Source organism: Streptomyces sp. NPDC058274 (assembly GCF_042881375.1).
GTDB lineage: Bacteria > Actinomycetota > Actinomycetes > Streptomycetales > Streptomycetaceae > Streptomyces.
On sequence record NZ_JBHVXW010000010.1, the window covers coordinates 72,633 to 94,319 of the forward strand.

A 21,687-nucleotide genomic window follows, 5' to 3' on the forward strand; every position below is an offset into this window, starting at 1 on the left:
CACGGTCCACACCCGTCACTTACGCGAAGCACACACGCTCAGTGACGAAGCCGTCCGCCATGGGTCGAAGGCGAAGCCGCGCAACCCGGTGGCCGTCGGTCGCACCAGGTCCGCGAATGGGCCGCGGACAGCGATGAGCCCCGAACCATCGCGTGGTCCGGGGCTGAAAGCTCGTGCTATGCGCATCGGGGGTACTGCGCGCTGCGGCTCGGGGGCGGGAGATGCGTACTCGCTATACGCGCCGCCAAGCTCAGGCTCGTCGTGGGGTGGGGTGTCAGGCGGAAGCCTGACGGGCCCGGTTGCGGGCGGCGCGGCGCTTCATCGCACGGCGCTCGTCCTCGCTGAGGCCACCCCAGACGCCGGAGTCCTGGCCGGACTCAAGCGCCCACTGCAGGCACTGCTCCATGACGGGGCAGCGACGGCAGACGGCCTTGGCTTCCTCGATCTGCAGCAGCGCAGGACCGGTGTTGCCGATGGGGAAGAAGAGCTCGGGGTCTTCCTCGCGGCAAACGGCGTTGTGACGCCAGTCCATGGCTGCTACCTCTCCTTGGTATTACGTGCAGATTGCTTGTGAATGTGAACGCTTTCACGAATCCCTCAACAAGTGAAGGGCCGAGCGTCAGACGGACTGACGTGGTCCTGTGGATTGAGGAGGGGTTCGGGCTCTCCATGGGGGCCGATTGTGCGGGCCGCCCCGAGCGCCACGTAGAGACTCGCAAACCTCAGCGGCGGATACAACCCCTTCAGGAAAGTTTTTTTTGATTCCTCGGTGTCGACTAGGTCACAGCCGTACTTCCATGGGGTGGACCCTGGTCTAAACGTTCGAGTGAAAGGACTTTGGGCCCTTCCACTCACACAATCACACGCAGTGCACGGCGTACGCCTGTGAACGTCACGCTAGTCCGCAGCCCCAGGTGGTCGCCGTCCATCTGAAGGGGGAGTGGGACCTTCGAATGCAAGGTGAAGTCTGTCAAGTCATGCAGGGACACCGCGTGTTTGCCCTGGGGTCCGCGTTCGGGGGACGAAGTGAGCAACTGGGTGGCATACCGGGCAACCGAGGCCGTCGACATGCGGCTGAGGCCGAGTACGTCGAGCCCGGTATCGAACGAGGCCTTAGGTGACGCGTACACCGGACGATTGCCGAGAAACGTCCATGGCGAGGTGTTGCAGATTATGGACAGGACCAGATCCCGGACCGGGTCCTGGCCGGGCCGCTCCAGGGTGATCGTTCCGTGCCTGCGGTGAGGTTCGTCCAAAAACTGGCGTACCACTTGGCGCAAATACAGAGCATGCGTGGAGCGCTTGCCGCGTTCGCGCTGCTGCTCGACCCGGCCGATCACACCCGCGTCGAAGCCGAGCCCCGCGCAGAACGTGAACCAGCGGGACGGCACCGCCTCGTCCTCGGTGCCCGGGGTGCCGGCGGCGAGGCCGAGGCCGACGGTGCGCTCGCGGTTCTCGCGCAGGGCGTCCAGAAGGGCGCCGGTGGCCTCCACCGCGTCATTGGGAAGGCCGAGGGCGCGCGCGAAGACGTTGGTCGAGCCGCCGGGGACCACCGCGAGGCGCGGGAGGCGTTGCGGGTCGGGGCCGTGATGCAGCAGGCCGTTCACGACCTCGTTCACCGTGCCGTCGCCACCGAGGGCCACGACCAGCTCGATGTCCTTGCTCTCCGCGGCCTGCCGGCCGAGGTCCCGCGCATGTCCGCGGTACTCGGTGGTGACCGCCTCCAGCTTCATCTCGCTGGCCAATGCGTGGATCAATACGTCACGCGTACGCGCACTTGTGGTGGTTGCCGCCGGATTGACCACGAGAAGTGCACGCATGACAGGCAGGGTACCTACCGGGTGGTACTCGGCCCAGACCGAGGTAGGGATCAGGTAAGAGCAGGGGGCGCCCGCCGGGCCGGAGCGAAGGCGGGGCGGGCCGGGGGCCGGCCGGCAGGAGGGGGCCGCGGGCTACTCTTCAGGGGTGAGTCCTGAGCAGAACCCCAGCACCGGCACCCCTACCGCCGAACCCCGCCCCGGGCGGCTGACCGCCGCGGCCGCGCTCGCCGCGCTGGAGGGGCTGGCCCTGGTCGCGGGCGGTGTCTACATGCTCTTTCTCGGCGGCACCGGTGACGGCGGCGACCGGCAGCAGTCGGTCACCGGAGGCATCACCCTGATCGTGCTCGCGCTGCTGCCGCTGCTGGCGGCGCGCGGTCTGCTGCTGCGCCGCAGCTGGAGCCGGGGCCCGGCGGTGATCACCCAGATCATGGCGCTGCCCGTCGCCTACAGCCTGCTGCAGGCCGACAGCATCGCCATCCCCGCCGGAATCGCCCTGGCGGCCATCGCGATCGCGGCGCTGGTGCTGCTCGTGAGCTCCGCGACGACCCGGGCGCTCGGGATCCGGGGACCGGGCCGCGTACAGGACGAGAACTAGCAGCCGGAGCGGCCTGCTCCTCGACGGGTACGGCCTACTCCTCGACGAGGAGCTTCTCCCGGAGCTGCGCCAGGGTGCGGGCCAGCAGGCGCGAGACGTGCATCTGGGAGATGCCGACCTCCTGGGCGATCTGCGACTGCGTCATGTTGCCGAAGAAGCGCAGCAGCAGGATCCGCTTCTCTCGGGGCGGAAGGTCTTCGAGGAGCGGCTTGAGGGATTCGCGGTACTCGACCCCCTCCAGCGCCTCGTCCTCGGCGCCCAGCGTGTCCGCGACGGCCGGCGACTCGTCGTCGGTGTCCGGGACGTCCAGGGACAGCGTGGAGTACGCGTTGGCGGACTCCAGGCCCTCCAGGACCTCTTCCTCCGAGATGCCCAGCTTCTCGGCCAGCTCATGGACCGTCGGGGAGCGGCCGTGCTGCTGCGAGAGCTCCGCGGTCGCCGTCGTGAGCGCGAGACGCAGCTCCTGCAGGCGCCGCGGCACCCGCACCGCCCAGCCCTTGTCGCGGAAGTGCCGCTTGATCTCGCCGACGACCGTCGGGGTCGCGTACGTCGAGAACTCGACGCCGCGCTCCGGGTCGAAGCGGTCGACCGACTTGATCAGGCCGATGGTGGCGACCTGGGTGAGGTCGTCCAGCGGCTCGCCGCGATTGCGGAAACGGCGCGCGAGGTGCTCGACGAGCGGCAGATGCATGCGGACCAGCTGGTTGCGCAGCTCCGCGTACTCGGCGCTGCCGTCCTGCAGCTTGCGCAGCTCGATGAACATCGTCCGCGCCCCGCTGCGGTCCTGGGGGTCGTGCCGGACGTACTGGGCACTGGGTCCGTGCTGCGCGCCCTGCACGCTCTGCGCCTCCGGCTTGTCGTGCCGCTCGTGCTCGCTCATAATCCCGCCCGTCACCATTCCCCGAGCCCTCGGCTCCTCGGCCAAGGTCTCGGCCGCGCTCGAACCGGGGAGATCCCCCTGCTGAGACGTGTCGGCCGCCGCCGGGGAAGCGTCGTCCTCCGGGTGCGGCCGGGCCTGCTCGGGGATGCCGTCGACGCTGTCCGCCAGGGGCCGCGGCCCGCCCGGACCGCGGGCGCCCTCGGCGGGAAGTTCCCGTGTGCCGCGCTCTTCGTCCCGCACCGGCCCGTCCCCGTCCCTCACGCCGGCCCGGGTCCCGCGCCGCGCTTCTTGTAGAGGCTGATCGACACGGTCTTGTCCTCGGCGACGGAGGAGTCGACCTGGCCGGCGAGAGCCGACAGGACGGTCCAGGCGAAGGTGTCGCGCGCGGGGGCGTGACCGTCCGTGGTCGGCGCCGAGACGGTGACCTCCAGGGAGTCGTCGATCAGCCGGAAGACGCAGCTGAGGACCGAGCCGGGAACGGCCTGTTGCAACAGGATCGCGCAGGCCTCGTCCACCGCGATGCGCAGGTCCTCGATCTCGTCGAGGGTGAAGTCCAAACGCGCCGCGAGGCCGGCCGTGGCCGTCCGCAGCACCGACAGGTAGGCACCCGCAGCCGGCAGCCGGACTTCCACGAAGTCCTGGGTCGCGGGCTCGCCTGCGATCTGGGACACCCTCACCTCCAAGGTGGTACAAGCTCTTTCGGGGGCCGAGGGTCGCCCCCCGGGTAACGCGCTACGTGGTTCAGCGGTGACGCTATCGCGCTCCCAGGTTCCCTGTCCCGGGGACCCCGCCCCCGTGCTGTCACTCATAGTAAGCATATGAGTACGGACAGTGGCTAGGGGTCTGCGGGCCCAAATAGGAAGAGCGTGCGCCGGGTTGACGTACCCAGACGTCAGACCGTCGAACCGTTCGGGTCCAGGGTCACACGAGTACGTGGTCGACGAAGCACCAACGCCAGCTCTCGCCGGTTTCGAGCGTACGCATGACCGGGTGGCCGGTTTCCTTGAAATGCTCCGTGGCGTGACGCAGGGGTGAGGAGTCGCAGCAGCCCACGTGCCCGCACACCTCGCACAGCCGCAGCTGAACCGGATTGGTGCCTGCGGCCTGGCACTCGAGACACGTTTCGCTCAAGGGCGCGGGCTCGGGGTGCGGCAGCGCGTCGAGGTGCGTGCACTGTTTCATGATTGCCAGGTTACGACGGGTGTGCGGGAAGCCGCGCGAAAACAGAGGGCGGGCGGAAGACGATGGACGTTTTGCCACTGCTGTTGCTGGTCGCCGGCAGCGCCATGGTGGCCGGGGCGGCCCGCCGTACGCCCGTGCCCGCACCGCTGCTGCTCGTCACCGTGGGCCTGGTGGTCTCGTACGTCCCCGGGATCCCCGAGTACACCCTCGCCCCCGACGTGGTGCTGCCGCTCGTGCTGCCCCCGCTGCTGTACACGGCGGCCGCGGACAGCTCGTACCTGGACCTGCGGGCCCAGATGCGGCCCGTGGCGCTGCTCTCGGTCGGCTACGTCCTCTTCGCGACCGTCGTCGTCGGCTATGCCGCGTATCTGATCGTGCCGGGCCTGCCGCTGACCGCGGCGCTGGTGCTCGGCGCGGTGGTGGCGCCGCCGGACGCGGTCGCCGCGACGGCGGTGGCTCGGCGGGTGGGGCTGCCCTCGCGGATCACCACGATCCTTCAGGGCGAGTCCCTGGTGAACGACGCCACCGCGATCACCGCCTACAAGGTGGCCCTCGCGGCCGCGATCGGCGAAGGGGCGACCTGGGCGGGCGGACTCCGCGAGTTCCTGCTGGCCGCGGTCGGCGGCGTCGTGGTCGGACTCGTCCTGATGGTGCCGCTGCACTGGCTGCGCATGCACCTGGGGGAGGCGCTCCTGCAGAACACCCTCTCCCTGCTGATCCCGTTCGTCGCCTACGGGGTCGCCGAGCAGGTGCACGCCTCCGGGGTGCTCGCCGTGGTCGTCGTCGCGCTCTACCTCGGACACCGCTCCTGGGAGGTCGACTTCGCGACCCGGCTCCAGGAGGAGGCCGTGTGGAAGATGGTCGCCTTCGTGCTGGAGTCGGCGGTCTTCGCACTCATCGGTCTGCAACTGCAGCTGGTGCTGAAGGGTCTTGGCGCGTACGAGGGCGGACGGGCCGCCTGGTACGCCGTGCTCCTCTTCCTCGTGGTCGTGGCGACCCGGTTCGTCTGGGTGTATCCGGCGACCTTCGTGCCGCGTCTGCTGTCGGCGCGGATCCGCGGGAGGGAGGAGAACCCGGGCTGGAAGGGCCCGTTCGTCATCGCCTGGGCCGGCATGCGAGGTGTCGTCTCGCTCGCCATCGCCTTCTCGATCCCGCTGACCGTGCACGGCGGCGAAGACTTCCCCGAGCGCAATCTCATCCTCTTCCTGACCTTCACCACCGTCATCGGGACGCTCGTCGTGCAGGGGCTCTCCCTGCCCCCGCTGATCCGGTGGCTGAAGCTGCCGGGGCGGAACGCGCAGGCGGAGACGCTCGCGGAGGCCAACGCGCAGGCACAGGCGTCCCGGTCCGCCGAGAAGCGGCTCGACGCTCTCCTCACCGACGAGCGCAACAACCTGCCGGAGCCGCTCGCCGACCGGCTGCGCTCCGTCCTGGAGCGGCGCCGCAACTCCGTCTGGGAGCGGCTCGGCGCCGTCAATCCCGTTACCGGGGAGACCCATGACGACACCTATCGCCGCCTCTCGCGCGAGATGATCGGCGCCGAACGCGAGGTCTTCGTGAGGCTGCGGGACCTGCGCTACCTCGACGACGAGATGCTGCGCACGCTGCTGCGACGGCTGGACCTGGAGGAGGCGGCGGCGTTCCGCGAGACGGAGTGACGCGGACCGTGCGGGCGTGTACGGGCCTGGCGCCGGCCCGCTAGAGCGGTGCTCCCGTGATCACGGCCGCCACCGTCGTCCCGCGGGGGAAGGCGGCCTCGTCCGCCAGGGCGACAAGTCCGTACAGCATCTTGGCGACATAGAGACGTTCCACGGGCAGGCCGTGGCGCTGCTCGAAGTCCTCGGCGAAGGCGTGGAGTTCGGGGGTGGTACGGGCGTAACCGCCGAAGTGGAAGCGGTCGTCGAGGGACCAGTCGCCGCGGGGGCCGCCGAAAGCGTGGTGCTGGAGGGCGCTTATACCGGCGGTCAGGAAGCCGCCCTTCAGGACCGGTATGCCCAGGGCGCGGCGGCCCGGGGCGAGGCCGGCGGCCAGGCCGGCGAGGGTGCCGCCGGTGCCGCAGGCGAGGGCGACGACATCGGCGTGGGTGCCGAGCTCCTCGCCGAGCGCCCGGCAGCCGCGCACGGCACGGGAGTTGCTGCCGCCCTCGGGCACGACGTACGCGTCCTCGGCGGCCACCGCACGCAGAATCCCGGCCAGCGTCTCCGGTTCGGTCGTGCGGCGGTACGTCGATCTGTCGACGAAGTGGAGTCGCATGCCGTCGGCCGCGCACCGGGCGAGAGAGGGGTTGAGGGGGCGGTCGGCCAGCTCCTGGCCGCGGACCACACCGACGGTGGGCAGGCCCAGCAGACGGCCGGCGGCGGCCGTCGCGCGCAGGTGGTTCGAGTACGCCCCGCCGAAGGTCAGCACCGTGCGGCCCGCCGCTGCCGTCAGGTTCGGGGCCAGCTTGCGCCACTTGTTGCCGGTCAGCTCCGGGTGGATCAGGTCGTCCCGTTTGAGCAGCAGCCGCACCCCGTGCCGCCCGAAGCGCTCGTCCGCGACCTCGGCCACCGGCGACGGCAACCGGGGACGCAGATCGTCCAGGTCGAGCGCATCAGAGGTGTCGGTACCGGCCACCCGGCCATTGTCGTCCACGCACGCGGGAGGGGCCGCGCGAGGGCGGACCCGTCCGGCCGGAGCACGGTGACCGCGCAGGCCACGCCGGCGGTCCGCGCGTCACCGCAGGCCGAAGCGGCCCGCCTCACTTCAAGCGGTCGCGGACGCGCTCCCGCAGGGAGGCCATCGTGAAGCCGCGGGGGTCGACCTTTCCCGGCTGCCATTCCAGGTGGCCGATGACCGAGCGCTCCGTCCAGCCGTGGTGGCGGCAGATGGCGGCCGCGACCCGCTCGATGGCGTCGAGCTGGACCTCGGGCCAGGGGTCCTCGCCGTCGCCGAGGTTCTCGCACTCGAAGCCGTAGAAGTGGCGGTTGCCGTCGGTGTTCGCCTCGTTGTCCGGCGGGAGGGCCTTCTCGGCGATCACGGCGCGCAGGACGTCGTCGTCGCCGAGGCCCGCGTGGTTGGCGCGGCCGTACCCGACGAGGTGGACGACGCCGTCCTTGGTGATGACGCCGTGACAGAGCGGGCCGGGCAGCGCGGCGTAACCGTCACGGCAGAGCTCCACCGTGGCCTCGCTGCCCGAGGTGACCGTGTGGTGGATCATCACGCCGTGCACCGGCCCCCAGGGGCCCTTCGCGTTGCGGTTGTGGTGCTCCCAGTCGCCCACTTCGACGACGGTGACACCTTCGTCCCTGAGCCGGTCGAGGAAGCTGCCCGCGGACATGGGTGGGGCCATGGCCGTCTCCTTCGCGCTGCGCGACGGCCACGGGTCACGGCCGCCTCATAACGCTGCTTGTACCCGCAACCCGGCGACCTGGGCCAGCCGTTCGCACAGCGTGCGAGCCGATCCGGTCAGCGGGGCGCCGTGACGGCCGGCCGCGCGTCACGACGGCCGGCCACTGCGGGAGGGCACTGCGTGGAGCGCTGGGCGGCACCCGCGGTGCCGGGTGCCGAACAGGAGGCCGGCGCCCGCTCAGGCGCGCAGGAACGCGTCTCCGTTCGCCGCGATGTGGCTCTCCAGGGCCTGAAGGGCCTGTTGTGTCGCCTGGGGGGAGCCGCTGCCCCGGCGCTCGGCGTAGTACGCGGCGCCGAGTTTCTTCAGCAGGTCGCCGCCGGTGCGCTGCGCCTGTACGTCGTCGATCTTCTGCTTGCCCTGTGTCAGGCCCCGCTGGGCCTGCTCCTTGGCGCGATCCAGAAATCCTGCCATTGCCCTCTCCCGTCCTAGTCCGTCGAGGGTCCGGTCGTGCATCCAACGGATGGCCGGATCTTGGAGTTCCCCGCTCCGCTGGGGGCCGCGTGCCCAGTTAGCCGGTGATCCATTCCCGCTCATTCGTGTAATAGCACCGACACGCTCCGTGATGAAAGGGTTGCCCTCGCAGATCAGTGCACGACCGGGAGGGCAATTTTCATGTCGGTAGGCGAAGAGGTCCGCGCAGGTCAGGACAGGCCGCAGCAGAGTCTCGGCACATCGGCCGCGCGGAACCTGGCCACCACGACCAAGTCCGCACCGCAGATGCAGGAGATCAGCTCGAGGTGGCTGCTGCGCACACTGCCGTGGGTGAACGTGCAGGGTGGTACGTACCGGGTGAACCGGCGGCTGAGCTACTCCGTGGGGGACGGCCGGGTCACGTTCGTGAAGACCGGTGACCAGGTGCGGGTCATCCCCGCGGAGCTCGGCGAGCTGCCGATCCTGCGGACGTTCGAGGACCAGGAGGTGCTCGGCGAGCTCGCACAGCGCTGCCAGCAGCGGGAGTTCGCGCCGGGATCGGTGCTCACCGAGTTCGGCAGCCCCGCCGACGGGGTGTTCCTGCTCGCGCACGGCAAGGTGGAGAAGACCGGCACCGGCCCGTACGGGGACGACGCGGTGCTCGGTGTGCTCGCCGACGGCGCGTACTTCGGTGAGCAGGCGCTGATCGACCCGGAGGCCATCTGGGAGTACACCGCCCGCGCGGTCACCGCGTGCACCGTGCTCGTGCTGCCCCGCCAGGACCTCGAACAGGTCGCGGAGCGCGCCGAGTCGCTGCGGACCCACCTCGCGGAGATGTGCTCGATCCCCTCGCAGCGCACCAACAAGTACGGCGAGAAGGAGATCGACCTCGCGGCCGGCCACTCCGGTGAGCCGGACATCCCCGGCACCTTCGTCGACTACGAGTCCGCACCGCGCGAGTACGAACTGAGCATCGCCCAGACGGTGCTGCGTCTGCACACGCGCGTGGCCGACCTCTACAACCAGCCGATGAACCAGACCGAGCAGCAGCTCCGGCTGACCGTGGAGGCGCTGAAGGAGCGCCAGGAGCACGAGCTCATCAACAACCGGGAGTTCGGACTGCTCAACAACTGCGAGTACGACCAGCGGCTCCAGCCGCACGACGGCGTGCCCAGCCCGGACGACCTGGACGAACTGCTCAGCCGCAGGCGTGGCACCAAGCTGCTCCTCGCCCACCCGCGCGCGATCTCCGCCTTCGGCCGCGAGTGCAACAAGCGCGGACTCGTCCCCGAGAGCGTCGAGATCGCGGGCAACCGCATCCCGACCTGGCGCGGAGTCCCGATCTACCCGTGCAACAAGATCCCGGTCACCGACGCCCGTACGACCTCGATCATCGCCATGCGTACCGGCGAGGCCGAGCAGGGTGTCATCGGCCTCCAGCAGGCGGGCATCCCGGACGAGATCGAGCCGAGCCTGTCGGTGCGCTTCATGGGCATCAACGAACAGGCGATCATCTCCTACCTGGTGACCGCCTATTACTCGGCGGCGGTGCTCGTGCCGGACGCCCTCGGCATCCTGGAGAACGTCGAGATCGGCCGCTGGCGGTGACCCTCCGCGCACCGGACGCCGTGTTCCCGCCCTCCCGGGCGGGTACACCCAGGGGGTATACGCCCGGTGGCGGCGCGCAGGCGCCGCCGTCCGGGAGCTCTCCGAGGCGATCCCAGTGGGTGAGTTCATGACGGAGACGCAGCAGGGTCCGACCGAGACACGCGAAAGGCGCAGCCCCATCGAAAGGAAAGGGCCGCTCCGGGTACCGCCCGCCGGAAGGCACAGCCCGCCGAGTCCGCCCGACGGGCAGGAGGCGGCCGCCATCCTGGAGCGCGCCCGGGCGTCCGTCGACCCCGAACTGCGCAGGGCCATCGAGTCGTTGCCCGGATCGCTGCGCCGGATCGCGCTCTACCACTTCGGCTGGGAGCACGCGGACGGCACCCCGGCGGCGGGCAACGCGGGCAAGGCGATCCGGCCCGCCCTCGTCCTGTCCGCCACCCGGGCGCTTGGCGGACAGCAGGCGTCCGCCGTCCGGGCGGCGGCCGCGGTGGAGTTGATCCACAACTTCACGCTGCTGCACGACGACGTCATGGACCGCGACACCACCCGCAGGCACCGCCCCACCGCCTGGACCGTGTTCGGCGACGCCGACGCGATCCTCGCCGGGGACGCGCTGCAGGCGCTCGCCCAGCGGCTGCTCGCCGAGGATCCGCACCCGGCGTCCTCGGCGGCCGCCGCCCGGCTCGCGGACTGCGTCGTCGAGCTGTGCGCGGGCCAGCACACGGACACGGCCATGGAGAAGCGCGGCCCCCGTGAGGTCACGCTCGACGAGTGTCTCGAAATGGCGGAGGCCAAGACGGGCGCACTGCTCGGCTGCGCCTGCGCACTCGGCGGGCTGTACGCGGGAGCGGACGAGGAGGACGTCGAGGCGCTGGACGCGTTCGGCCGGGAGGCCGGGCTCGCCTTCCAGCTGATCGACGATGTGATCGGGATCTGGGGGGACCCGAGCCGTACCGGCAAGCCGGCCGGGGCGGATCTCATCGCCCGCAAGAAGTCCCTGCCCGTGGTCGCCGCGCTCGCCTCCGGCACCCCGGCCGCCGACGAACTGGCCGAGTTGTACGGAGTTCCCTACGAGGAAGGGGAGTTGGAGCGCACGGTGCTGGCCGTCGAGCGGGCCGGCGGACGCGACTGGGCGCAGAGCCAGGCGGCCGACCGGATGTCCCGGGCGATGCACGAGCTGTCCCGGGCGGTGCCCGAACCGGAGGCGGCGGGCGGCCTTCTCGCGCTGGCAGAGTTCGTGACCAGACGCACCACCTGAGCGCCTCCGGAGTCGCTGTCCGGCAGAAGTGGAAGCGGCCCACCGGCCGAAGGCGGCGCGCCGGTGGTTTCGCGACCCACCTCAGACGGGCAGCGTTCCGGGGATCGCAGACCCCGGGGTCACCGGGTCCGTACGGCACCTGACCTCCGTACGGCACCGGGATCCCGGCCGGGCGGGCCCCGCACATCCCCACGGTGTGCGGGGCCCGCTCTCCTTCGTGGACGTGCGGCCCCGCACCCGCACCCGGGTCGAACCCCCGTACGATCAGCGGCGGTTGAGACTGCTGACGCGAAGGGGCGGGACATGGGCGTGGGTATCCGGACGGCGGGCGAGGGGGACCGGGAGCTGGTGACCCGACTGCTCGACCAGGCGTTCCAGAACGACCCGGTGAGCAGCTGGATCTTCCCCGACGAGGCGGACCGCCGCGCCACGCACCCCAAGCTGATGGCGGTCTTCCTCGACATCGTGCTCGCCGAGGGCCGCGTCGACGTCACCGAGGACGGGACGGCGTGCGCGATGTGGCTGTCGGTGCCCGCGGACGCCGGCCACGCGGACGACGACGAGGGGCCGGTGCGGCTGCGCGAGGCGGTCGACCCGGACAATGAACGCGTCGAGCTGGTGGGCCGGCTGACGAACGAGATCCACCCGGCGGGCCGCGCCCACGAGTACCTGTGGATGATCGCCGTGGCTCCCGGCCATCAGGGAGAGGGGCTCGGCAGCGCGCTGATGCAGCCCGTGCTCGACCGCTGCGACCGCGAGGGCCTGCCCGCGTATCTGGAGGCGAGCAGCACCCGCAGCCGCCGGTTGTACGAGCGCCTCGGCTTCGTCTTCAGGAGCCCCGCGGTCGACCTGCCCGGCGGACCGCCGATGTGGCCCATGTGGCGCGAGCCCCAGGCCTGACCCGTCTGTTCACGGGCTCGGGTCCGACCCGCTTCTTCCTGGACCGGGCCTGGCCCGCCTCCTCGGGGCCCGGGTTTTCACGGGCCCCGAGGAGGCGCGCCCCGTCACTCCTCCGGCACGATCGTCGCCACGATCCGTTCCACCAGCGCGTCCGGAACCGAGACGCCGGGCAGGACGCCGTCCAGCACCCCCGGCAGGGTCAGGTGTTCCAGGAGGCGCGGCCCAGCAGGTCGTGCATGAAGGCTGTGACCAGTGCGCGGTCCTTCGGCGCCGCCATCAGCTCGGCGAGCACGCCGGGGTCCGGTGCGAGCCGCACGTGCAGTCGCTCGTCGATCTGGCGCAGCAGGTCGTCGCGTCCGGTGAAGTGCGGGAGTACGTCGCCTCACGCACCCTCGGGGAGTCGCCCGACCCGCACGTGGAGATCGTCGCGGACGACGTCCTCGGCAAGGTCCGCGAACTCAAGGCCGAGGACGGCGAGATGGGCATCTACCTCTGCGGCGGCTCGCAGCTCGCGGGCCGGCTGCTCGACGAGGTGGACGAGCTCGTCATCAAGACGTACCCGCTGGTGCTCGGTTCGGGCCACGCCGATGTTCACCTCCGGGTTCGCCCTCACCGGGTTCACCCTGGACGGGGTGCGCGCCTTCAAGAACGGGGTGCTGGTGACGACGTACGGCAGGAAGCGCTGAACCGCCGCTCGTCCTACCCTGGAGTCATGGGCACCGATGAGCATGTCTGTTCCGCGTGCGGGCAGCCGGTCGCCACGGTCGTGCGGCGCCACAAGACCCTGGGCGCCTGGGTTCCCGTATGGGGGCCCGGACCCTGCGGGAACCGCGCGTGCGCGGCGTACGCCGAGGAAGCCGAGTCCGCCGAGGAGCCCCGGAAGACAGCCGGGGCACCGGCCACGAAGAAATCCTGACGGAGTTCCCGCGATCGTGTAGAGAAGCGCGGTCCGGCTCCGACGTCCCCTGTGAGAGCCGCCCGACCGGGCGGCCCGGACGAGGAAGCCGAAGGAGCGGACTCATGAAGTACCTGGTGATGGTTCAGGGCACGCAGGCCGACTACGAGGGCATGCGGGGCAAGCCCTCCCCGGGCTCCCCGGCCTGGAGCGAAGCGGAACTGGCGGCCATGTACGCCTACATGGGCGCGATCAGCAACGACCTCTCCGAGACCGGCGAACTGGTCGACGCGCAGGGTCTTGCCGAGCCCGCGCGCACCCGGCTGGTCACGGCCGGCGAGGACGGCAAACCCGTGATCACCGACGGCCCGTACAGCGAGACCAAGGAGCTGATGGCCGGTTACTGGGTGCTGGAGTGCGAGAGCCTGGAGCGGGTCACCGAGATCGCCGCGCGCGTGACCCGGTGTCCCGGCCCCGAGGGGATCACCGACTACCCGGTGGTGATCCGGCCCATCCTCGACGGCGCCGGGGACATCTGAGCCCCGTGCGTCGCACGACCGGCATCGAGGACCTGCTGCGCCGGCACGCGCCGCAGGTCCTCGGCGCGCTCGTCCGGCGCTACGGGCACTTCGACGCCGCCGAGGACGCCGTACAGGAGGCGCTGCTCGCCGCGGCCGGGCAGTGGCCGAAGGCGGGGGTGCCCGACAATCCGCGCGGCTGGCTGATCAAGGTCGCCTCGCGGCGCCTGACCGACGCGTTGCGCAGCGAGGAGGCGCGGCGGCTGCGCGAGGAGAAGGCGGCGGCGCTCACCGCGCGGGACGCGTTCACGGCGCCCGCGCCGGGACTCGGCCGGGCGCCGCAGGACGACGACACCCTCAGCCTCCTCTTCCTGTGCTGCCACCCCGATCTCACCCCGCCCGCCCAGATCGCCCTCACCCTGCGCGCCGTCGGCGGTCTGACCACGGCGGAGATCGCGCGGGCCCATCTGGTGCCCGAGGCGACGATGGCGCAGCGGATCAGCCGCGCCAAACAGCGGGTGAGAGGGGTCCGGTTCGGCCGTCCCGACCACTGGGAGGACCGGCTGCCCGCCGTCCTGGGGACCCTCTACCTGATCTTCAACGAGGGCTATACGGCGACCTCGGGATCCGCCCTCCAGCGCTCCGAACTCGCGGGCGAGGCCATCCGGTTGACCCGCACCGTCCACCGGCTGCTCCCCGAGGACCTCGAAGTGACCGGCCTGCTGGCGCTGATGCTGCTCACGGACGCCCGCCGCGCCGCCCGCACCGGATCGCACGGGGAACTGATCCCGCTCGACGAGCAGGACCGCGGGCTGTGGGACAGGGCGGCGGTCGAGGAGGGCGTCGCGCTGGTCACGGACGCGCTGGCTTGGGGGAGGGCCCGCCCGTATCAGCTGCGCGCCGCGATCGCCGCCGTCCACGACGAGGCGTCCTCCCCGGAGGCGACGGACTGGCGCGAGATCCTCGGCCTCTACGACATCCTGGTCCGCCAGGTCCCCGGCCCCGTCGAACGCCTGAACCGCACGGTGGCCGTCGCCATGGTGCACGGCCCGCGCGCCGCACTCGCCGAACTGGACCTTCTGGAGGACGAGTTGGCGGGCAGCCACCGCCTCGACGCGGTCCGCGGACATCTGCTGGAGCGCGCGGGCGAGACGACGGCGGCCCGGGCCGCCTACGAATCGGCGGCCGGCAAGACCCTCAGCCTTCCGGAACAGCGCTATTTGCAGGCGCGGGCGGCGCGCCTGAAGCCGTAGCGTGTCGGTATGTCCGAACCTCTGCTGCACATCACCGAACGCTCCCTGTGGGAGGCGGCCACCGCCTGGGGCACGTACGAGATGTCCACCCGCGGCCGCACCCTCCAGGAGGAGGGCTTCATCCACTGCTCGCTGCGCCGCCAGCTCCCCGCCGTGGCCGCATTCCTGTACGGCTCCTACACCGGGCCCGACGACCTGGTGGTGCTGGTCATCGACCCCGATCGGCTCGCGGCCCCGATCCGCTACGAGGCCCCGGAGCCCGGCGCCGAGGAGTTCCCGCACATCTACGGGCCGATCCCGGTGACGGCCGTCGTGGACGTCGAGGAGTGGGACCGCGGCCAGCCCCGTACGGGCTGAAGTCCTTGAGCGGGTACGGGGCCGGAGAGCGGACCGCGGGCTCGGAGCCCTTCAGCCGGACCGGCGTTCGTTGAACCGCAGCAGGTTGCCCGCCGGGTCACGGAAGGCGCAGTCGCGCACGCCGTAGGGCTGATCGATCGGCTCCTGGAGGACCTCGGCGCCGGAGGTCCGGACCCGCTCGAACAGGGCGTCGCAGTCGGTGGTCGAGAAGATCACGCCCCGCAGGACGCCCTTGGCGAGCAGCTCGGCCATCGCCTGCTTGTCGGCCGGTGACGTGTCCGGGTCCGCCGCCGGCGGCTCCAGGACGATCTCCACGTCCGGCTGGAGCGGCGAGCCGACGGTCACCCAGCGCATCCCCTCGAAGCCGACGTCGTTGCGCACTTCGAGACCCAGCACGTCACGGTAGAACGCGAGCGCCTTGTCATGGTCGTCCACGGCGATGAAGCACTGAGACAGTTTGAGATCCATGCGCTCACGCTAGGGCCTGCCTGGGCGTTCGGGGCACTGAGGGACCTAGAGCCGCGAGCCCGGTTCGCCTTCGTGGCGGCGGTGCCGGGACGGGCGGGTCAGCCGCTGGGCGATGCAGGACGGGATCGGGGCCCCGTGGTCGTGCGGACGGGCCCGGTACGCGCTGGGGGTCTCGCCCACCAGTTCCGTGAAGCGGGAGCTGAACGACCCGAGCGACGTACACCCCACGGCGAAGCAGACCTCCGTGACCGTCATGTCGCCCCGCCGCAGCAGCGCTTTGGCCCGCTCGACGCGACGGGTCATCAGATAGCTGTACGGCGTCTCGCCGAAGGCCGCCCGGAAGCTGCGTTGGAAGTGGCCGGGTGACATCAGCGCGGTACGCGCGATCCCGGGTACGTCCAGCGGCTCCGCGTACTCGCGGTCCATCCGGTCACGCGCCCGCCGCAGCCGGGCCAGGTCCTCCAGCGTCACGTCCTCAGGATGCCATGGAGCCGCCGGTCTCCGGGGCGGACCCAGGAACTCGGGGGCCCGACTCGACCGATGCCTCGGCCGCGGAAAGAAGGCCGCACCCGGTCCGTCATGATCGCCAGGAGCGGCGGCATGCGGACCGGGTGCGGACCGGCAGACCGGGCGGCGGAAGAAGCCGCAGGCCGGGTGGTGTGATCAAAGATCAGGCCTTCTTGGTCTCCCAGAAGATCTTGTCGATCTGGGCGATGTAGTCCAGCGCCTTCTGGCCCGTGGCCGGGTCGGTGGACGCCTTCGCGGCCGAGAGGGCCTTGAGGGTGTCGTTGACCAGCTGGTGCAGCTCCGGGTACTTCTCGAAGTGCGGGGGCTTGAAGTAGTCGCTCCAGAGCACCGACACGTGGTGCTTGGCGAGCTCCGCGCGCTGCTCCTTGATGACGATGGCGCGGGCCTGGAAGTGCGGGTCGTCGTTTCCGGCGATCTTTTCCTGGACGGCCTTCACCGACTCGGCCTCGATGCGGGCCTGGGCCGGGTCGTACACGCCACAGGGCAGGTCGCAGTGCGCGCTGACCTTGACCTTGGGGGCAAACAGGCGGGAAAGCATTCAGCTGTCCTTCCTCGTGATCGTCTTCTCAGGTGGGACATTACTCCGTAGGAGAAGGGATTTCGCGAGTGCCCCCAGGGGCTTAGGACAAAAGTCCAGGGTGAGACTGGGACTGGTGGAGGATAGGACCGGGGAGGTGCCGGCGATGCCGGAGCTGTCGCAGGAGACCGAGGGCGGGAGGGCCGTCCTGCCGTTCGGGACGGCCGAGGTGACCGGCCCGTCGATGGTGCCCACGCTCCATCACGGGGACCGGCTCGTCGTGCAGTACGGGGCGCGGGTCCGGCCCGGTGACGTGGTGGTGCTGCGCCATCCGTTCCAGCAGGACCTGCTCGTGGTCAAGCGGGTGGCGGAGCGGCGCGAGGGCGGCTGGTGGGTCCTCGGCGACAACGCGTTCGCGGGCGGGGACAGCACCGACTACGGCACCGTGCCCGAGGACCTGGTGCTCGCGAAGGTGCGCTTTCGCTACCGCCCGCTGAGGCGCGGTCAGCGTTCGCCGCTGGCGCTCGCCCGCTGGGCCTGGTCCGCGGCCAGGCCCGTGCTCTCGGACCGGTCCGCCTCCAGGCGCTTGCGGGCGCGGTAGGCCGCCACGTTGGCGCGGGTGGCGCAGCGGTCGGAGCAGTAGCGCCGGGAGCGGTTCGTCGAGGTGTCCAGGAAGGCGTTGCGGCAGGGTGCGGCCTCGCACAGGCCGAGCCGGTCGACGCCGTATTCGGTGAGGTGGAACGCCAGGCCCATCGCGGCGATCGCCGCGTAGCCGGCCGTCACGTTCGACGGATGGTCCGCCAGGTGCATGTGCCACAGCGGGCGCCCGTTGTCGTCCCGGTAGTCGTGGCCCGAGATCTGGGGGCTCACCGGGAACTCCAGGAGCAGCGAGTTCAGCAGGTCCACGGCGAGGGTCTCGTCGCCCGAGTCGGCCGCCTCGAAGACCGCGCGCAGCCTGGCCCGTACGGAACGGAAGCGGGTGACGTCCGCGTCCGAGGCCCGCCGGGCCGCCAGCGTGTTCCCCACGAAGAGGTCACGGATGGCCTCGACCGAGGTGAGCGCGTCCTTGCCCCGGGCCGGCTCCTCGCTGTTGACGAGGCGTACGGCGTAATCCGAGTAATAGGCCAGTTCCACTTGTAGTCCTTACTGGGGCGCTCTATCGTCGTGACTGCGGTCGAGTAACAGATGACTGTGCTTACAGGGTATTACGCGGCGGAGTGAAGAAGGGGCTGCCATGACGAGCGGGACCGGAACGGACACGACGACGGCCAGAACCGACTGGCAGGCGTGGCAGGAGAGCTGGGACCGGCAGCAGGAGTGGTACATGCCGGACCGCGAGGAGCGCTTCCGGGTGATGCTGGACATGGTCGAGGCGCTGGCCGGCACCGCGCCCCGGGTCCTCGACCTCGCCTGCGGCACGGGCACCATCACGGCCCGGCTGCTCGCCCGCTTCCCGAACGCCACCAGCACCGGTGTCGACCTCGACCCGGCGCTGCTCGCCATCGCCCGGGGCACCTTCGAGGGCGACGACCGGGTCTCCTTCGTCACCGCCGACCTGAAGGACCCGGAGTGGACCTCGCGGCTGCCGTACGACACGTACGACGCCGTCCTGACCGCCACCGCCCTGCACTGGCTGCACAGCGAACCCCTCGCGGTCCTCTACGGCCGGATCGCGGGAATCGTCCGCGACGGCGGTGTCTTCATGAACGCCGACCACATGATCGACGAGAGCACGCCCCGGATCAACGAGGCGGAGCGCGCGCAGCGGCACGTGCGCATGGATCAGGCCAAGAAGAACGGCGCCCTCGACTGGGCCGAATGGTGGGAGCTGGCCGGCAAGGACCCCGTCCTCGCCGCCCCCACCGCCCGGCGCTTCGAGATCTACGGGGAGCACGCCGACGGTGACACCCCGTCCGCCGAGTGGCACGCGCGAGTCCTGCGGGAGAAGGGCTTCGGCGAGGCCCGCACGGTGTGGCGCTCGCCCTCGGACGCGCTGGTCCTGGCGGTCAAGTAGGCGTAGCGGCAAGGGACTTCGAGGCGGTACGGGATCCCCGTACCGCCTCCGCCTTGTGCCCCCTGGGGCCGGCACACGTGAAAGGCCGGTACCGGCACACGCGAAAGGGCGGTACCCGCAACGCGAAAGGGCGGTACGGGGATCCCGTACCGCCCTTTCGAGGAGAACCGTCAGAGCACTCCGGACAGGTCAGAGCACCTTGGACAGGAACGACTGCGTCCGCTCGTGCTGCGGATTGGTCAGTACGTCACGGGGGTTGCCGGCCTCGACCACCACACCGCCGTCCATGAACACCAGCGAGTCGCCGACCTCGCGCGCGAAGCCCATCTCGTGCGTGACGACGATCATCGTCATCCCGGACTCGGCGAGGTCGCGCATGACGTCGAGGACGTCACCGACCAGCTCCGGGTCGAGCGCCGAGGTCGGCTCGTCGAAGAGCATCAGCTTCGGGTCCATCGCCAGCGCACGGGCGATCGCGACCCGCTGCTGCTGGCCGCCGGAGAGCTGAGAGGGGTAGCTCTTCGCCTTGTCGGCGAGGCCGACGCGCTCCAGCAGCTGACCCGCGCGTTCCCGCGCCTGGGCCCGGCTGACGCCCTTGACCTGGACCGGCGCCTCGATGACGTTCTCCAGGGCCGTCATGTGCGGGAACAGGTTGAAGCGCTGGAAGACCATGCCGATGTCCCGGCGCTTGAGGGCGACTTCGCTGTCCTTGAGCTCGTACAGCTTGTCGCCCTTCTGGCGATAGCCGACCAGCTCCCCGTCGACGTACAGGCGGCCGGCGTTGACCTTCTCCAGGTGGTTGATGCACCGCAGGAAGGTCGACTTGCCGGAGCCGGAGGGGCCGATGAGGCAGAAGACCTCGCCGGACTTCACCTCCAGGTCGATGCCCTTGAGGACTTCCACGGCGCCGAACGACTTGTGGACACCCTCGGACTTCACCATCGGTGTGGCGGCGTCCGCCTTGGTCACGTTGGCGGTCATGCCGTGCCTCCCCTCGGACGGCCCAGCGACAGCATGTTGGCCTTGATCTTCTGGAACGGTGTGTTCGGCAGACTCCGGCTGGAGCCGCGTGCGTAGTACCGCTCGACGTAGTACTGCCCGATGCTGAGGACCGAGGTCATGATCAGGTACCAGGCGGCGGCCAGGAAGAGCATCTCCACCGGTGCGCCGGAGGTCTGGCCGATGTCCTGGGCGTAGCGCAGGAGCTCCGGATACTGGACCACCGACACCAGCGAGGTGGTCTTCAGCATGTTGATGACCTCGTTGCCCGTGGGCGGCACGATCACGCGCATCGCCTGCGGGATCACGATCCGGCGCAGGGTCTTGCTGTGGCTCATGCCGAGCGCGTGCGACGCCTCGGTCTGGCCCTCGTCGACCGAGAGCAGACCGGCGCGGCAGATCTCCGCCATGTAGGCGGCCTCGTTCAGGCCGAGGCCCAGGAGCGCCGTCAGCAGCGGCGTCATGAAGCTCGACCAGTAGTCCTTGTAGATCGGACCGAGGTTGATGTACTCGAAGACCAGGCCCAGGTTGAACCAGAGGATCAGCTGGACCAGGACCGGGGTGCCGCGGAAGAACCAGATGTAGAACCAGGCGATGGACGACGTCACCGGGTTCTTCGACAGCCGCATCACGGCCAGCATGATGCCGCCGACGATGCCGATCAGCATCGACAGCACCGTCAGCAGGAGCGTCTTGCCGACGCCCGTGAGGATGCGGTGATCGAAGAAGTAGTCCGGTACGGCATGCCAGTTGATCTTGCCCTGGCCGAACGCGTAGATGATCGAGACCAGGATCGCGATCGCGATGACGGCGGAGACATAGCGCCCGTAGTGCCTGACCGGGATGGCCTTGATGGCTTCCGGTCCGGCCGGGGGAGTGTCCTCGGGGTCCGTCGTCTTGTCGATGTCAGCAGTCACGGATGTTGCCTTTCAGCGCCGCTGCAGTCGCGGTCACTTGCCGCCGTTGATCGTGGCCGTCTTGACCGCGCCCGCCTCGACACCCCACTTGGAGATGACCTTGTCGTACGAGCCGTCCTTGATGATCGCGTCGAGCGCGGCCTTCAGGGCGTCCCGCAGCTGGGTGTTGGACTTGGCGACCGCGATGCCGTACGGCGCGGCCTCGACCTGGTCGCCGACGATCTCGAAGTCCTTGCCGCCGCCCGAGGTCTTCACGGCGTACGCGGCCACCGGGAAGTCGGAGGAACCGGCGTCGGCGCCGCCGGCGCGCAGCCGGGTCTGGGCCTGCTGGTCGTTGTCGTAGGCCTCGATGGCGATCTTCTTGCCACCGGTGCACTTCTTGGACTCGGCCTTGGCGAGGTCCTCGGAGACCGTGCCGCGCTGCAGCACGATCTTCTTGCCGCACAGGTCGGACCAGGTCTTGATGCCCTCGGTCTTGCCCTTGGGCGTGTAGATCGAGACGCCCGCGGTGAAGTAGTCGACGAAGTCGACGCCCTCGCCGACCTTCTTGCCGGTGTCGGAGTCGATGCCCTCCTGACGGTCCTTGGTGTCCGTCATGGCCGACATCGCCATGTCGTAGCGCTTCGAGCGCAGGCCGGTCAGCAGGGTGTCGAACGTGCCGTTCTCGAACTGGAACTTCACGCCGAGCTGCTTGCCCAGAGCGTCCGCGAGGTCGGGGTCGATGCCCACGGTCTTGCCGGAGCTGTCCTTGAACTCGACCGGCGCGTACGCGATGTCCGAGCCGACCTTGATGACGCCCTTGTCCCGGATGGCCTGGGGGAGCTTGTCCGCCAGCGGGGCGGAGCTCGTCTTCGTGCTGTCCGAGCCCGAGTCCTTGGTCTGGTCACCGCAACCGGTGAGCAGCAGGGCGCCGGCGACCGCGATCGCACCGACCGCTGCTATCCGGGACCGAGCGGCGGGGGTACGACGGGTGGTGCTTGCGGTCATGGTGGGTTCCTCCGGCGGATGAGGGAGTTGCCGATGGGTCGACGAGAACACACACCTTCGGGTGTCGCGACCTCGTGTGATGACGGCATCTTGCCATTCGGACTTAGGCATTCAGGTGACCAGCTATGTCAAAATCGGATAACGGGTGACCGTCGAACCGCACCATGCCGGTACATCAAGGCCGGACCTTGT

26 protein-coding genes and 2 pseudogenes are annotated in these 21,687 nt (G+C 70.2%); 12 read left to right on the forward strand and 16 right to left on the reverse strand.

The window, feature by feature from the left end; genetic code table 11:
- Positions 1-274 precede the first annotated feature (274 nt).
- Entirely contained in the window at positions 275-532 is a 258-nt protein-coding gene (locus ACFVYF_RS21010; RefSeq protein ID WP_016639615.1) for a WhiB family transcriptional regulator, read from the reverse strand.
- Positions 533-851: 319 nt separating this feature from the next.
- Positions 852-1,820: a diacylglycerol/lipid kinase family protein gene (locus ACFVYF_RS21015; RefSeq protein WP_389457371.1), complete on the reverse strand. Its 969-nt coding sequence runs from the start codon at positions 1,818-1,820 to the stop codon at positions 852-854.
- 145 nt (positions 1,821-1,965) lie between these two features.
- On the opposite strand from ACFVYF_RS21015, the gene ACFVYF_RS21020 reads away from it, so the two are divergent.
- A complete protein-coding gene (locus tag ACFVYF_RS21020) occupies positions 1,966-2,415 on the forward strand; it encodes a hypothetical protein (RefSeq protein WP_389457372.1) in 450 nt (149 codons plus the stop codon).
- A gap of 34 nt (positions 2,416-2,449) precedes the next feature.
- Here ACFVYF_RS21020 and ACFVYF_RS21025 read toward each other — a convergent pair whose 3' ends face one another.
- The 3 genes from ACFVYF_RS21025 to ACFVYF_RS21035 form a co-directional block, all read right to left on the reverse strand.
- Complete coding sequence (locus ACFVYF_RS21025) at positions 2,450-3,556, reverse strand: RNA polymerase sigma factor SigF (RefSeq protein ID WP_389457374.1); 1,107 nt, start codon at positions 3,554-3,556, stop codon at positions 2,450-2,452.
- A complete protein-coding gene (locus tag ACFVYF_RS21030; protein ID WP_389457375.1) occupies positions 3,553-3,966 on the reverse strand; it encodes an anti-sigma regulatory factor in 414 nt (137 codons plus the stop codon). Before ACFVYF_RS21030 ends, ACFVYF_RS21025 begins: the two co-directional genes overlap by 4 nt.
- 250 nt (positions 3,967-4,216) lie before the next feature.
- On the reverse strand, positions 4,217-4,477 hold the full coding sequence (locus ACFVYF_RS21035; RefSeq protein WP_389457377.1) for a UBP-type zinc finger domain-containing protein: 261 nt from the start codon (positions 4,475-4,477) through the stop codon (positions 4,217-4,219).
- 62 nt (positions 4,478-4,539) lie between these two features.
- Here ACFVYF_RS21035 and ACFVYF_RS21040 point away from each other — a divergent pair, with 62 nt between their 5' ends.
- Positions 4,540-6,135 (forward strand): Na+/H+ antiporter, encoded by a 1,596-nt coding sequence (locus tag ACFVYF_RS21040; RefSeq protein ID WP_389457379.1) that lies wholly within the window; start codon positions 4,540-4,542, stop codon positions 6,133-6,135.
- Between the two features lie 40 nt (positions 6,136-6,175).
- On the opposite strand, the gene ACFVYF_RS21045 is transcribed toward ACFVYF_RS21040, so the two are convergent.
- From ACFVYF_RS21045 to ACFVYF_RS21055, 3 genes are all read right to left on the reverse strand, one after another.
- Entirely contained in the window at positions 6,176-7,090 is a 915-nt protein-coding gene (locus ACFVYF_RS21045) for a 1-aminocyclopropane-1-carboxylate deaminase/D-cysteine desulfhydrase (RefSeq protein WP_389457382.1), read from the reverse strand.
- A gap of 124 nt (positions 7,091-7,214) precedes the next feature.
- Positions 7,215-7,805 carry an N-acetylmuramoyl-L-alanine amidase gene (locus ACFVYF_RS21050; RefSeq protein WP_389457384.1) on the reverse strand — a complete coding sequence of 197 codons (591 nt, stop codon included), beginning with the start codon at positions 7,803-7,805 and terminating at the stop codon, positions 7,215-7,217.
- Positions 7,806-8,042: 237 nt separating this feature from the next.
- On the reverse strand, positions 8,043-8,276 hold the full coding sequence (locus ACFVYF_RS21055) for a hypothetical protein (protein ID WP_383279437.1): 234 nt from the start codon (positions 8,274-8,276) through the stop codon (positions 8,043-8,045).
- A gap of 201 nt (positions 8,277-8,477) precedes the next feature.
- Between ACFVYF_RS21055 and ACFVYF_RS21060 the strand changes: the two genes are divergently transcribed.
- The 3 genes from ACFVYF_RS21060 to ACFVYF_RS21070 all read left to right on the forward strand — a co-directional run bounded on the left by ACFVYF_RS21060 (position 8,478) and on the right by ACFVYF_RS21070 (position 12,042).
- Positions 8,478-9,884 (forward strand): family 2B encapsulin nanocompartment shell protein, encoded by a 1,407-nt coding sequence (locus tag ACFVYF_RS21060; protein ID WP_389457386.1) that lies wholly within the window; start codon positions 8,478-8,480, stop codon positions 9,882-9,884.
- Between the two features lie 127 nt (positions 9,885-10,011).
- Entirely contained in the window at positions 10,012-11,142 is a 1,131-nt protein-coding gene (locus ACFVYF_RS21065) for a family 2 encapsulin nanocompartment cargo protein polyprenyl transferase (protein ID WP_389457388.1), read from the forward strand.
- Positions 11,143-11,445: 303 nt separating this feature from the next.
- Positions 11,446-12,042 (forward strand): GNAT family N-acetyltransferase, encoded by a 597-nt coding sequence (locus ACFVYF_RS21070; RefSeq protein WP_389457390.1) that lies wholly within the window; start codon positions 11,446-11,448, stop codon positions 12,040-12,042.
- A gap of 104 nt (positions 12,043-12,146) precedes the next feature.
- Here ACFVYF_RS21070 and ACFVYF_RS21075 read toward each other — a convergent pair.
- A pseudogene (locus tag ACFVYF_RS21075) lies at positions 12,147-12,424 on the reverse strand (TetR/AcrR family transcriptional regulator); the annotation flags it as partial.
- Between ACFVYF_RS21075 and ACFVYF_RS21080 the strand changes: the two are divergent.
- The 5 genes and pseudogenes from ACFVYF_RS21080 to ACFVYF_RS21100 all read left to right on the forward strand — a co-directional run.
- A pseudogene (locus tag ACFVYF_RS21080) lies at positions 12,407-12,728 on the forward strand (dihydrofolate reductase family protein); the annotation flags it as partial. The pseudogenes ACFVYF_RS21075 and ACFVYF_RS21080 overlap by 18 nt on opposite strands.
- Before the next feature lie 26 nt (positions 12,729-12,754).
- Positions 12,755-12,958, forward strand: coding sequence for a hypothetical protein (locus tag ACFVYF_RS21085; RefSeq protein ID WP_389457392.1), 204 nt, complete (start codon positions 12,755-12,757; stop codon positions 12,956-12,958).
- Positions 12,959-13,062: 104 nt separating this feature from the next.
- Positions 13,063-13,476 carry a YciI family protein gene (locus tag ACFVYF_RS21090; protein WP_389457394.1) on the forward strand — a complete coding sequence of 138 codons (414 nt, stop codon included), beginning with the start codon at positions 13,063-13,065 and terminating at the stop codon, positions 13,474-13,476.
- 5 nt (positions 13,477-13,481) lie between these two features.
- The gene (locus ACFVYF_RS21095) at positions 13,482-14,708 is read left to right on the forward strand and encodes an RNA polymerase sigma factor (RefSeq protein ID WP_389457396.1); all 1,227 of its coding nucleotides are present in this window, start codon (positions 13,482-13,484) and stop codon (positions 14,706-14,708) included.
- 9 nt (positions 14,709-14,717) lie between these two features.
- A complete protein-coding gene (locus ACFVYF_RS21100) occupies positions 14,718-15,065 on the forward strand; it encodes a DUF952 domain-containing protein (protein WP_389457397.1) in 348 nt (115 codons plus the stop codon).
- A 51-nt stretch (positions 15,066-15,116) separates the two neighbouring features.
- Here the strand turns inward: ACFVYF_RS21100 and ACFVYF_RS21105 are convergent, their stop codons facing one another.
- The 3 genes from ACFVYF_RS21105 to sodN all read right to left on the reverse strand — a co-directional run bounded on the left by ACFVYF_RS21105 (position 15,117) and on the right by sodN (position 16,599).
- Positions 15,117-15,533 (reverse strand): VOC family protein, encoded by a 417-nt coding sequence (locus tag ACFVYF_RS21105; protein WP_389457399.1) that lies wholly within the window; start codon positions 15,531-15,533, stop codon positions 15,117-15,119.
- Between the two features lie 45 nt (positions 15,534-15,578).
- Positions 15,579-16,004, reverse strand: coding sequence for a helix-turn-helix transcriptional regulator (locus ACFVYF_RS21110; protein ID WP_389457401.1), 426 nt, complete (start codon positions 16,002-16,004; stop codon positions 15,579-15,581).
- A gap of 199 nt (positions 16,005-16,203) precedes the next feature.
- Positions 16,204-16,599 (reverse strand): superoxide dismutase, Ni, encoded by a 396-nt coding sequence (sodN, locus tag ACFVYF_RS21115; protein ID WP_389457403.1) that lies wholly within the window; start codon positions 16,597-16,599, stop codon positions 16,204-16,206.
- A 145-nt stretch (positions 16,600-16,744) separates the two neighbouring features.
- Between sodN and sodX the strand changes: the two genes are divergently transcribed.
- Entirely contained in the window at positions 16,745-17,179 is a 435-nt protein-coding gene (sodX, locus tag ACFVYF_RS21120) for a nickel-type superoxide dismutase maturation protease (protein ID WP_389457405.1), read from the forward strand.
- Here the strand turns inward: sodX and ACFVYF_RS21125 are convergent.
- Positions 17,083-17,712, reverse strand: a complete 630-nt coding sequence (locus tag ACFVYF_RS21125; protein WP_389457407.1) for a CGNR zinc finger domain-containing protein — start codon at positions 17,710-17,712, stop codon at positions 17,083-17,085. The two genes, sodX and ACFVYF_RS21125, sit on opposite strands and share 97 nt — an antisense overlap.
- Positions 17,713-17,812: 100 nt before the next feature.
- Between ACFVYF_RS21125 and ACFVYF_RS21130 the strand changes: the two genes are divergently transcribed.
- Positions 17,813-18,592, forward strand: coding sequence for a class I SAM-dependent methyltransferase (locus ACFVYF_RS21130; protein WP_389457409.1), 780 nt, complete (start codon positions 17,813-17,815; stop codon positions 18,590-18,592).
- Positions 18,593-18,781: 189 nt separating this feature from the next.
- Here the strand turns inward: ACFVYF_RS21130 and ACFVYF_RS21135 are convergent, their stop codons facing one another.
- Genes ACFVYF_RS21135 through ACFVYF_RS21145 form a run of 3 tightly spaced genes read right to left on the reverse strand, consistent with a single transcriptional unit; the run spans position 18,782 to position 21,495 of the window.
- Positions 18,782-19,573 (reverse strand): amino acid ABC transporter ATP-binding protein, encoded by a 792-nt coding sequence (locus ACFVYF_RS21135; protein WP_389457411.1) that lies wholly within the window; start codon positions 19,571-19,573, stop codon positions 18,782-18,784.
- Positions 19,570-20,508 (reverse strand): amino acid ABC transporter permease, encoded by a 939-nt coding sequence (locus ACFVYF_RS21140; protein WP_389457413.1) that lies wholly within the window; start codon positions 20,506-20,508, stop codon positions 19,570-19,572. Before ACFVYF_RS21140 ends, ACFVYF_RS21135 begins: the two co-directional genes overlap by 4 nt.
- A gap of 33 nt (positions 20,509-20,541) precedes the next feature.
- On the reverse strand, positions 20,542-21,495 hold the full coding sequence (locus tag ACFVYF_RS21145; RefSeq protein ID WP_389457415.1) for an ABC transporter substrate-binding protein: 954 nt from the start codon (positions 21,493-21,495) through the stop codon (positions 20,542-20,544).
- Positions 21,496-21,687 lie beyond the last annotated feature (192 nt).

Excerpts from the sequence above, each read along its gene's own strand:
- ACFVYF_RS21010 (WP_016639615.1), bottom strand. The coding sequence starts at position 532 with ATGGACTGGCGTCACAACGCCGTTTGCCGCGAGGAAGACCCCGAGCTC.
- ACFVYF_RS21015 (WP_389457371.1), bottom strand. The coding sequence starts at position 1,820 with ATGCGTGCACTTCTCGTGGTCAATCCGGCGGCAACCACCACAAGTGCG.
- ACFVYF_RS21035 (WP_389457377.1), bottom strand. The coding sequence starts at position 4,477 with ATGAAACAGTGCACGCACCTCGACGCGCTGCCGCACCCCGAGCCCGCG.
- ACFVYF_RS21040 (WP_389457379.1), top strand. The coding sequence starts at position 4,540 with ATGGACGTTTTGCCACTGCTGTTGCTGGTCGCCGGCAGCGCCATGGTG.
- ACFVYF_RS21050 (WP_389457384.1), bottom strand. The coding sequence starts at position 7,805 with ATGGCCCCACCCATGTCCGCGGGCAGCTTCCTCGACCGGCTCAGGGAC.
- ACFVYF_RS21055 (WP_383279437.1), bottom strand. The coding sequence starts at position 8,276 with ATGGCAGGATTTCTGGATCGCGCCAAGGAGCAGGCCCAGCGGGGCCTG.
- ACFVYF_RS21060 (WP_389457386.1), top strand. The coding sequence starts at position 8,478 with ATGTCGGTAGGCGAAGAGGTCCGCGCAGGTCAGGACAGGCCGCAGCAG.
- ACFVYF_RS21065 (WP_389457388.1), top strand. The coding sequence starts at position 10,012 with ATGACGGAGACGCAGCAGGGTCCGACCGAGACACGCGAAAGGCGCAGC.
- ACFVYF_RS21070 (WP_389457390.1), top strand. The coding sequence starts at position 11,446 with ATGGGCGTGGGTATCCGGACGGCGGGCGAGGGGGACCGGGAGCTGGTG.
- ACFVYF_RS21085 (WP_389457392.1), top strand. The coding sequence starts at position 12,755 with ATGGGCACCGATGAGCATGTCTGTTCCGCGTGCGGGCAGCCGGTCGCC.
- ACFVYF_RS21090 (WP_389457394.1), top strand. The coding sequence starts at position 13,063 with ATGAAGTACCTGGTGATGGTTCAGGGCACGCAGGCCGACTACGAGGGC.
- ACFVYF_RS21100 (WP_389457397.1), top strand. The coding sequence starts at position 14,718 with ATGTCCGAACCTCTGCTGCACATCACCGAACGCTCCCTGTGGGAGGCG.
- ACFVYF_RS21105 (WP_389457399.1), bottom strand. The coding sequence starts at position 15,533 with ATGGATCTCAAACTGTCTCAGTGCTTCATCGCCGTGGACGACCATGAC.
- sodN (WP_389457403.1), bottom strand. The coding sequence starts at position 16,599 with ATGCTTTCCCGCCTGTTTGCCCCCAAGGTCAAGGTCAGCGCGCACTGC.
- sodX (WP_389457405.1), top strand. The coding sequence starts at position 16,745 with ATGCCGGAGCTGTCGCAGGAGACCGAGGGCGGGAGGGCCGTCCTGCCG.
- ACFVYF_RS21130 (WP_389457409.1), top strand. The coding sequence starts at position 17,813 with ATGACGAGCGGGACCGGAACGGACACGACGACGGCCAGAACCGACTGG.
- ACFVYF_RS21135 (WP_389457411.1), bottom strand. The coding sequence starts at position 19,573 with ATGACCGCCAACGTGACCAAGGCGGACGCCGCCACACCGATGGTGAAG.
- ACFVYF_RS21145 (WP_389457415.1), bottom strand. The coding sequence starts at position 21,495 with ATGACCGCAAGCACCACCCGTCGTACCCCCGCCGCTCGGTCCCGGATA.